A 9666-nucleotide genomic window follows, 5' to 3' on the forward strand; every position below is an offset into this window, starting at 1 on the left:
ATATCATTCAAAGTATTTAAATTTTTAAAATTTACAAGAAGTAAAATTTAAAGGTAAGTAAAGGCTGCATTGCCATTTTGGCAAGTTTTTATTGACAATATAGGATATTAGTAGATAGTAACAAACAATATTCTTACTCACGTGTTTTTACTACTTAGCTAATACTACTTAAACCAAGCGAATAACAAGATAGCTACTTCTCTAGGCAGTTTTACGAGTTAGGAAATAATATATGATATTTTCACTGCATTCTCCAAATCATCATCTGATCAAGCATCTGGAAAACTTAGGACTATGTAGTTCAGAGGATGATGTTGCAGACTGTGAACCAGTAGGAAGTCAAAAGAAAAATATAAATTTACTGGTAAATGTGGGAAGCGATCGCAAATTTTTAGTAAAGCAGGAACGCTACATAGAGCATAATGGTATTCCCCAGGAATTATTTAATGAATGGTTATTTCATCAGTTGTTGCAGCAGTTTCCAGTCTTAGGAAACATTGCGGAAATCGGATCATCATTACTTCATTTTGATGAACAGCAGTCTATACTGGTTCGCAACTATCTAACGGAATATTTTGAATTAGAGAATTTCTATCAACAAAACGATCTTTATCCACCAGAAATTGCCACTGCCATTGGTGCTAGCTTGGGTGTACTGCATCGCGCTACATTTAATCAGCGTGAGTATCGTGATTTTATGGCAACTGCTCCCCAAGGGCAATTTCGCTATCAGTTTTACAATCCAGTCCAAGGAATAGAGTCATTTAGTTCCGATATTTTTGGTAGTGTTCCTACTGATGCACTCAAGTTTTATGTTCTTTATCAACGTTATGAAAGTTTAGAAGCAGCGATCGCAGAATTAGCATCTTTATGGCAACCTTGCTGCTTAACTCACAACGACCTCAAATTAGAAAACATTTTGGTGCATTCCCGGTGGGAACAACTAGATAACTGTCTGATCCGTATCATTGACTGGAAAACTTGTAGTTGGGGAGATCCAGCATTCGATTTAGGAACCGTATTAGCCAGCTATTTGAGAATTTGGTTAGAAAGTTTGGTGGTAGATCCGTCCATCAAGTTAGAAGAATCTCTAGAATTGGCAGCAACACCAATAGAAATTCTTCACCCTTCTATAGCTGCCTTAGTTCAAGCTTATCTCGATGCTTTCCCCAGTATTCTGGAGTATCGTTGCGACTTCATCCAGCGAGTAGTGCAATATGCTGGTTTAGTGCTAATTCAGCAGTTGCAAGCAACAATTCAAAACCGGAAATATTTTGATAACAGTGGCATTGCAACGCTACAAGTTGCCAAAAGTCTACTCACAAGACCACAAGAATCTATCATGACAGTTTTTGGGATCTCCGAGTCAGAAATTATCAAACCTTTTGTGAAATTGACCAAACATCCCCAAACCGAAAAGGAACAGAATTTAGTCCGAATTTACTACAGTAAAACCCGTTTGCGCGGGTGTTGATGAAAATAGAGGTAGACGGGGAAATTCAAAGTCATGCTAGATTGTTCTGACCAGCATCTACAAAATTCTCTACTCGATATTGCCGACAATATTCAGATCGAGGCTAACTTTTGCATTTACCATCCCAACTATCAGTCTTTTGCTTTGCCCAATCAATTGGCACAAAGATTTCAAAAACATTCCCAAGCAATACAGTATAAATATCTCACTTTATTACTCAGAAATTTTATCTACGGTATTTATTACAATGGCTCTTTGCAAAGTGTTTTAGCAGTAAATGCTAAACCTAGCAATTTTTTACCCCACAAAAGTTTAGAAAATAATTCCGTCTTGGGGATTGATTGGCAATTGTATGAGCAATTGCACTCTCACAATCACGGTACTGGTTATTATGATCCTGGTTGGCAGGTATTGCGACGCGAACCAGATGGCAGTTTAGCCGTGAGTAAAGGCGGTTTGACATTACATATTGAAAGTGAACACCATTTAGAACCAATGATCCGGTCTGTTCGGGTTGGCGATTTGATCAATATTTGGATGCCAAAAAATCGCTTGCAAAATGGTTGCTACGTTGCAGTTAGTAATGTTGCCCAAAAACTAGGAGAGAATCCTGATAGCGATTTGGGAGAAGGACGGATTTACTTTAATATAACTCCAAGCGGAGCGATCGCTCTCATGGAAAGCTTGACGCTACAACTTAATACTGCCGGTATTGCATTTAGCTTTCAAGTTCCATATAATCCCTCTGCTTATAGACGCTTTGATTCAGCGGTTCTTTACTTTGAACGCCACAACTACTGGTTAGTGCGAGAAGTTTTACAAGCTGTGTATAAACAACAGCAATCTCATTTTTATTCAGAAATTCCCTTATTTACCAAATATTTAGCACCAGGGTTGAGTTTAGCTGAAGAACCAGCCCAAAAATTTGTTGTTCAAGAAAGTTTTGGCATAAATCGTTGCCAAATTGTTGCTAATGCTTTACTGGAAGCTTGGCAAAAAGGGCAAAATTCTACCCAACAAAGAATACAAACTATCTGCCAACATTTTGCGCGTTTGGGAATAGATTTACAGCGTCCCTACCTTAACCCTAGTTCTGAGGATGTGTATATTCCTTTAATGTGAGAAGAAAGCCAAAATCTTTCACAATAGTGTCATCACACATAAAAACAAAGCTTCTGTCCATTCTACAACAGCACCATAGGTATCACCAGTATGCCCGCCTAGTTTGTGATTAAACCAGGCTCCAACACTTATTGCGATCGCAATTCCAGCAAGTATCATTACTGTGGCAAAAAAGATTTGATGTCGGTTGAGGAAAATTTGCCAACCACTCACAGCTATTAATAAAAATAGGGTCGGTAGCCAATCTTTGTATGAACGAATAGCCTGTTTATGAAAAGCACCCTTACCAGTAGGTTTCAAGTAAGGGTAGCGGGCTATTGCCATAATTTGTCCCCATCGCCCCCACCCAGCAGCTGCCATGAGAATTAAGCAACGATTGTGTTCTAGATCTGTGAGTGCAGTTGTTTTAAGTAACACCAAAGCGATCGCCGCCATTGCCCCAAATGCACCTGTTGCGCTATCTGCCATCACTTCTAGTCTCCGCTTGGGATCACCCACAGCTAACCCATCTGCGGTATCCATTGCTCCATCTAAATGCAGTCCTCCAGTAATCGCAATCCAAGCACATACTACTAAGGCACTACGGGTTAGTACTGGCACACCTAAATAAATCATCAAAGTATCAAATAACCCTAAAATTCCTCCTATCATTAGTCCAATGACAGGGGCAAAACGGGCTACTCCTTGGAAATCCCAAGCATACATATATGGTACAGGAAGTACTGTATAAAATACAACGGCACTTGTGATACCAAATAGTAGTTGTTTCCACCACTGACACTTGTGACTCATAGTAGTTACGCTAGTTGTTAGTTATTACTCTCATGACAAGTGACAATGACGCTCCTAATTTCGGCACAAACCTTAAATTCCTCTTTAAAAATTTAAATAAGATTTACCAGTGTGGGTAACTTCACCAAAAAATTTTGTTATGCTTATCTCAGTGAAATATTTGGCAATTAGTATAAAAAAGTACTTTAAAACTATGTAATAAATAGAAATCATGAACTAGATACACTAGGACTGGTCACAAAAGCAATAGGAAAATATTAAAACTTGCTTTTCTGGCGTTTTGTCAACAAAAAATAATTTATTGTGCCTAATTAGGCGATCACCCTACAAAATTGATCAATACTTAGATAATTATTAAATAGTAGGCGTCAATCAGCAAGGATAATCAACTGTTTAGCTATGTAGTTTTCATCTACACTCCGAAAGCCATTGGATTATGAGTCACCATCTACCCGAAAGCAAGATACCAGCTCCATGCATCATCAATACAGGTGTGGTTGTCAACAAGCTCGATATGCGGCGATTACTGACAGATTTGGGTCGTGTTCGCTATTCCTACACCCAAGACGGTGAGTGCAAGAGCGACGGTGAAGGGAATGTGATGGAAGTATTTGCCAATCCACAACGCTCTACCCTCGTTGCTAACCACGCCCTTTATCTCAACGTTTGTAGTTTCGATTACTTGGAATTAAAACAGTCACCACAAAAAGAAACTTACTTTGACTTAATACAAGAAGGAAGTTGTCTGCGCTTGATTCCTCTTTCTACCCCTATGCAAGAGCGACACGAGCGTTTCTTAAATGTCAGCGCCATAGAAGCAATGATGGAACAGGTTCTCTCAGCGAGGTGGGATGCAGAAATTGACGATGATCCTTGTGATCCGTTTTAAGCTGCTGCGTACTTGAGGTGTTACAGGCTTAACCGCAGCAACTGTTGCTATATTGAAAGCTTTAGGGGCGGTAGAAGATACAGTTATCAAACTCAAGCTATAGTTATGTTTGATTAAGTTCACCAAACTTAGCTTAAATATCAACGGTTACTTCTGTCTTGAGCGCAAATTTTTCTTTCCAATGTCTTGCTTCCTGTAGCCATACCAAAGCACGGGCTGGGGTATTTTACACACCACACGGAGTAGTTGAAACCCCTCGTTTTATGCCTGTGGGGACACTGGCAACTGTGAAAACCCTCACCCCTGCCCAACTCAAAGAAACAGGGGCGCAAATGGTTCTATCCAATACCTATCACCTACACCTGCAACCAGGAGAAGCAATTGTGGCTGGAGGTGGAGGACTGCACAAGTTTATGGGATGGAGTGGGCCGATGCTCACTGATTCCGGAGGGTTTCAGGTTTTTAGCCTCAGCGAAATGCGGAAAATCTCTGAAGAAGGTGTAACATTTCGCTCACCCCACGATGGTCAAATTATCAAATTCACACCCGAAAAATCCATTGAGATTCAAAATACACTAGGGGCGGATGTGATCATGGCCTTTGATGAATGTCCGCCTGCTACAGCTAGCCGCCAAGAGGTGGAAGCAGCCACAGAACGCACTTATCGATGGCTTTTACGGTGTATTGAGGCACATCAACGCCCTCAGGAGCAAGCATTATTTGGTATCGTTCAGGGTGGAGTGCATTTAGATTTGCGCGCTCAGGCGGCGGAAGCTTTGGAAAAACTGGATTTACCAGGTTATGCCATTGGTGGCGTGAGTGTAGGTGAAGAACCAGAACTAATTCATCAAGTTGTACAAGTAACAGCGCCCCTGTTACCATACCACAAGCCGCGTTATTTGATGGGCGTAGGTACTTATCAAGAAATGGTGGTTGCGATCGCTTCTGGTGTAGATTTATTTGATTGTGTAATTCCCACACGTTGGGCGAGACACGGTACGGCAATGGTGCAGGGCGATCGCTGGAATTTAAAAAATGCCAAGTTTCGTGAAGATTTTACGCCTTTAGATGAAACTTGTCCTTGCTACACTTGTCAAAACTTCACCCGTGCCTACATTTCTCATTTAGTGCGATCGCAAGAGATTTTGGCATACACCTTGTTAAGTATTCACAATATCACCGAATTGATTCGCTTTACCCAAAAAATACGAGAGGCAATATTGAACGATACCTTTATTCCAGAATTTGGTGAGTGGCTAACTCCACGGGAATAAAACCTCAATTCAGTAATCTTCAAATTTCAAGGGAAGGAAGATAGGGGGAAAAGGAGGAAAAGGGGATAGTTAGCTGAGTATGGCGTCGAGATTAGGGAAGGGATGTGAATTTTTTGTTGAAATTCCAATCAAGCGTTAGGCATAACCCAAAAGTTTTTATTATCAAACAGATAATTAATAACCAATGACTAATTACTGATGGCTATCCCGTGTTAAGATATTTCTCAATTCTGAAAGCTGTGTTGGATAGGTGGATTTAAACAAAAATGGAAATAGCACTATTATTAGCAAAACTGCCTGAAGCATTCCAAATTTTTGATCCTTTGGTAGACGTTCTCCCGCTCATTCCCTTATTCTTTTTGCTCTTAGCTTTTGTTTGGCAAGCAGCCGTGGGTTTCAGGTAAATTAATCAATCTATCTATTTTTGAAGAGACAGGCGTTTTGCCTGTCTTAATTTTTGCCAAAGCTATGTTTACAAAATTTTTTAATTATTAACATTTTGTTAAATTAATTAGTAAACTAATATAAAAAGAAAAGATTTCACCAAGTCAGATAAAAATTCGGTCTTAGCATTCAGGCAAACAGTCAACGAGGTATAAGGCTATGGGAAACATCAAATTCGTGAAAGAGAATAAAGAAATTATTGCTGCTGATGGTGCTAATTTACGGCAAAAAGCCTTAGAAAACGGCATAGACATCTATAAACTTTGGGGAAAAATGATGAATTGTGGTGGCTACGGTCAGTGTGGCACCTGTATTGTGGAGATCATCGAAGGACGGGAAAATTTATCACCACCTACCCAAGCAGAAAACCGCTTCTTAAAGAAAAAGCCTGCAAACTACCGACTTGCCTGTCAAACGGTGGTTAATGGCCCAGTAAGTGTAGTGACAAAGCCTGAATAGAATTGTCAGCATTCATTCTTATAAATGACAAATTACAAATGACTCAGCCAAGCCATGATGATGGTATCCTAAAAATGTTGACTGGAATCTAAGAGAGGCTTTCTTACTATGCAGGTTAATGACCTGGGGTTTGTAGCCAGCATTCTATTTGTGCTGGTTCCTGCTGTTTTTTTAATAATTCTTTACATTCAAACAGCTAGCCGCGAAGGTAAAAAAGATAGTTAATGCTTTGTGTATTTTGTGTATAAAATAAGAAACCCTTACATATTATGGTGTAAGGGTTTTTTACAATTGTTCAGTTATCAACTGTTAGCTGTTAACTGATCACTGATTTAAGCAGCAGCAGTTCGTGCTAACAAAACTGGACAAGTTGCATTAATCCTGACGTAATCAGACAAAGAAGAACCCAAAAGTCGGTCTAAATCAACAAAACTCTTAGCAATAGAAGGACGGCGATCAGGAGAACCAATTAACAAAAGATCTACGTTTAATTCTTCTGCCAAGCGACAAATTTTTTCACCAGGTTTACCCATACTTAACACACAACGAGGTTGCACCCCCTGTTTCTTCGCTTCCGCAGCAGCAGCTGCTAAAACAGGGTGCTGCTCAGGAGTAACCTGGGTTGATGTAGGCTCACCTCCCAAATCTGTAATCACATGTGTTAAGATTAGCTCACCGCCCTTAATGTCTCGAATCAAAAATAGAGCCAGATTCAGGCAGTGTTTTGACGCATCGGAATTGTCCATTGCTACCATAATGCGCTTAATATTTTTGACATAAATGTCATCTTTTACTAGCAACATTGGGCGAGAGGACAATTGAAAAACGTATTGGCTTACTGAATTTGCTAAGATCGATTGCAGACGCTTAAGTCCACGAGAACCCATAATAATTAAGTCTGCATCAATTTCATCTGCTACTTGACAAACCACATCCTTTGGTTCACCTTGTCGCAAAATAGAAGAGACTTGGCTAGGATTTAAAGCTAAAGACTGAATCGCATTAGCCAGGATTTTCCCGCCTTCTTCCCACTTCATTGTCATAGACTCGGCGGTGCTTTGTGGTGGAACAACGTGTAATACTGTAACTTTTGCCTGCTGAATTGATGGCAGTTCCTTCAAAGTTTTAAGCATCTCTTCCGCGTGTCCCAATCCAGAGACAGCAATCAAAATGTTTTGTATCATTTTCGCCTTCCGTAGCTTCTAGTTGTTTGCTCTCTAGTAATTGGCTCAGCTTTAACTTTCACCGCCTGCTAAATTACGTAGTCCATGGTCAATAGTTAATCATCAATAGTTCCTGATTAATTGTTAACTGCAATGAAGAACTAGCAATTAACATCGTAAGAATTACTTATTTTGATAATTAACTCTTGACTAAATCTTATTTTTGTTGATACCCAGTGACGTAGTTTCTCAACTAGGCTATTGATAATTTAGCTTACTCTTAATTCTGCACGATGAGCTTAATGAATGGTTATGAATTTTATCACTTTTAATCTATGTTTACGCTTTTTAATTAATCTCTTGTTAAGTATTGCTAAGACAGTCAGACAATTTTGGATTTTGGATTGATCCTTGGGATCAATCCGCCTTTTTAGGAATTTTGAATTGTGGAAATTGAAAAATTTTTATTTTCAATAGATTACTTAATAAACCAGATGTTTTGATTGACAAAATATAATTGTGCTGTTAGTTATTTTTCTATATATTAAAAAGACTCATTAATAAATTTTACTTAATTATGCTATGGAATTTTCTTATTCAAAAATTTTAGTATTTTTTCTGTTACGAAATTTTTTGTCTAGACCTAAAAAAATAGGGGTGTAGGGAAAAACATCTCTCCCCTTACACCTGCCCTACAGGGAATTAGTTAATTTCAATATAGATATTAGCGTCGAGGACACTGTTGGTAGAAAGGCTGTTTAGCTAAGTAATCTAACTCGACCTGCTGTAACAAACTTGTCCAAATATCAGAAAGTGTGGTATCTGATGGGTTGCAGGCGCGTAACTCTGCAACTGTTGCTAGTACATCAAACCATAGACCTTGTGCAGCATAGACAGAAAGGCGTTCCCTTAAACTTGATCGCTTTAACTGATTAGCCAGATTATTACTGATATTCACCCGTTGCACCCAACCATGGACACTAATAACAGAACGGGGAGAAGGGTCTTGTATATCACAAACAATAGAGACAGACCACTGATAAGTTTGGTTGATTGCCAAAGGTGGAACCTTACCATTGTTAGGTAGAGCCAAACTCGTGATCCTGGCCTGAGTGTTGGGTTTAAAGTTCGTTTGATACACTAAAGTGCGTGGACGCAGTTTTTCATCTACTTTGTAGAGAGAAAATAGGATCGTTTGAGCGGTATTGTCAGGTGTGTACCAGAAAAACTTAGGATACGCAGCAGTTGTCAATCCTAGATTAGTTGATGGTAGTAGTAAAACTATAAGCGGTTGATCGCCAAAAAGACAGCCGCCTCTGCGTGTGCTACCGTTTTCCCGACGTCCAGGAAGAGTTTTTATCGGAACCTTTACCTGGACGCTACCACTTTGCTGATTGCGGTTGTTGACCCGATTCTGTTTACTTGGGGTTTGTGGTTTAGCAATTGTCTGTGTGAAAGCTACCGAGGGTGAAGCACACACAATTAAATTTAAAAGCAAAGACAGGCTAACTTTTAAGTAATTTGGGTGATACATTCAGGTTAAGAATTTACAACTGTCTCACCAAAGACGGTATCCACCTAGGTTCAGACGTAATTGATTTACTCTCGTTCCCACGGGAAATTACAGGTGTTGCAGTACGGTTCGGTTCAATGAAAATAATGCTGTTGCACCACTGTTTTATTTCCATTGTGATTGCTTTGCATAGCTGATACTTTAATTTTGTGGAGACAAAAAGCGGGTAGTCCTCCATAAACCTACCTACTTATACTTCTGCGCCATACCCGGAGCTTTGTGTATTTTTCACCTAGCTCCTTTTCTATACTTTTGCTGAACCGATATCGCGCCTTCATGGACTAAATAGAATTTCTCTTTGAGTCCATTGGAAGAGGACTTAAGCTTTCAGACTTGCAATTTATTTCGAGGCGGGATAGATACACTGCACCAAGATTTGTATATACACCGTAGCCGTTTCAGGGAGGAATTGACACTCCCACACCTTGAAGGTGTGGGATTCTTGTTTCAACCAGTCAACTTGTCTAGAGGAGTTT

The 9666-nt window shown here is 39.6% G+C and carries 10 protein-coding genes; 7 read left to right on the forward strand and 3 right to left on the reverse strand.

Annotated elements, in window-relative coordinates:
• Positions 1 to 232: 232 nt before the first annotated feature.
• Together UYK_RS0102085 and UYK_RS0102090 are read left to right on the forward strand one after the other, a co-directional pair.
• Positions 233 to 1474 (forward strand): aminoglycoside phosphotransferase family protein, encoded by a 1242-nt coding sequence (locus UYK_RS0102085; protein ID WP_016870833.1) that lies wholly within the window; start codon positions 233 to 235, stop codon positions 1472 to 1474.
• 33 nt (positions 1475 to 1507) lie between these two features.
• Positions 1508 to 2596 carry a T3SS effector HopA1 family protein gene (locus UYK_RS0102090; protein WP_009455461.1) on the forward strand — a complete coding sequence of 363 codons (1089 nt, stop codon included), beginning with the start codon at positions 1508 to 1510 and terminating at the stop codon, positions 2594 to 2596.
• Between the two features lie 18 nt (positions 2597 to 2614).
• Here the strand turns inward: UYK_RS0102090 and cobS are convergent, their stop codons facing one another.
• Entirely contained in the window at positions 2615 to 3388 is a 774-nt protein-coding gene (gene cobS / locus UYK_RS0102095; protein WP_009455462.1) for an adenosylcobinamide-GDP ribazoletransferase, read from the reverse strand.
• Positions 3389 to 3824: 436 nt separating this feature from the next.
• On the opposite strand from cobS, the gene UYK_RS0102100 reads away from it, so the two are divergent.
• The 5 genes from UYK_RS0102100 to psbM all read left to right on the forward strand — a co-directional run bounded on the left by UYK_RS0102100 (position 3825) and on the right by psbM (position 6679).
• A complete protein-coding gene (locus UYK_RS0102100) occupies positions 3825 to 4277 on the forward strand; it encodes a hypothetical protein (RefSeq protein ID WP_009455484.1) in 453 nt (150 codons plus the stop codon).
• Between the two features lie 158 nt (positions 4278 to 4435).
• Complete coding sequence (tgt, locus tag UYK_RS0102105) at positions 4436 to 5551, forward strand: tRNA guanosine(34) transglycosylase Tgt (protein WP_071588097.1); 1116 nt, start codon at positions 4436 to 4438, stop codon at positions 5549 to 5551.
• Between the two features lie 266 nt (positions 5552 to 5817).
• Positions 5818 to 5955: a photosystem II reaction center protein K gene (locus tag UYK_RS0102110; RefSeq protein WP_009455491.1), complete on the forward strand. Its 138-nt coding sequence runs from the start codon at positions 5818 to 5820 to the stop codon at positions 5953 to 5955.
• A gap of 199 nt (positions 5956 to 6154) precedes the next feature.
• Positions 6155 to 6454, forward strand: a complete 300-nt coding sequence (locus UYK_RS0102115; protein WP_009455493.1) for a 2Fe-2S iron-sulfur cluster-binding protein — start codon at positions 6155 to 6157, stop codon at positions 6452 to 6454.
• Positions 6455 to 6562: 108 nt separating this feature from the next.
• Positions 6563 to 6679 (forward strand): photosystem II reaction center protein PsbM, encoded by a 117-nt coding sequence (gene psbM / locus UYK_RS0102120; RefSeq protein WP_009455495.1) that lies wholly within the window; start codon positions 6563 to 6565, stop codon positions 6677 to 6679.
• Positions 6680 to 6786: 107 nt separating this feature from the next.
• Here psbM and UYK_RS0102125 read toward each other — a convergent pair whose 3' ends face one another.
• Together UYK_RS0102125 and UYK_RS0102130 are read right to left on the reverse strand one after the other, a co-directional pair.
• The gene (locus tag UYK_RS0102125; protein ID WP_009455497.1) at positions 6787 to 7638 is read right to left on the reverse strand and encodes a universal stress protein; all 852 of its coding nucleotides are present in this window, start codon (positions 7636 to 7638) and stop codon (positions 6787 to 6789) included.
• A gap of 703 nt (positions 7639 to 8341) precedes the next feature.
• Positions 8342 to 9151, reverse strand: coding sequence for a DUF928 domain-containing protein (locus tag UYK_RS0102130; RefSeq protein WP_016870834.1), 810 nt, complete (start codon positions 9149 to 9151; stop codon positions 8342 to 8344).
• Positions 9152 to 9666 lie beyond the last annotated feature (515 nt).

The sequence above is a fragment of the Fischerella thermalis PCC 7521 genome (assembly GCF_000317225.1).
Lineage (GTDB): Bacteria > Cyanobacteriota > Cyanobacteriia > Cyanobacteriales > Nostocaceae > Fischerella > Fischerella thermalis.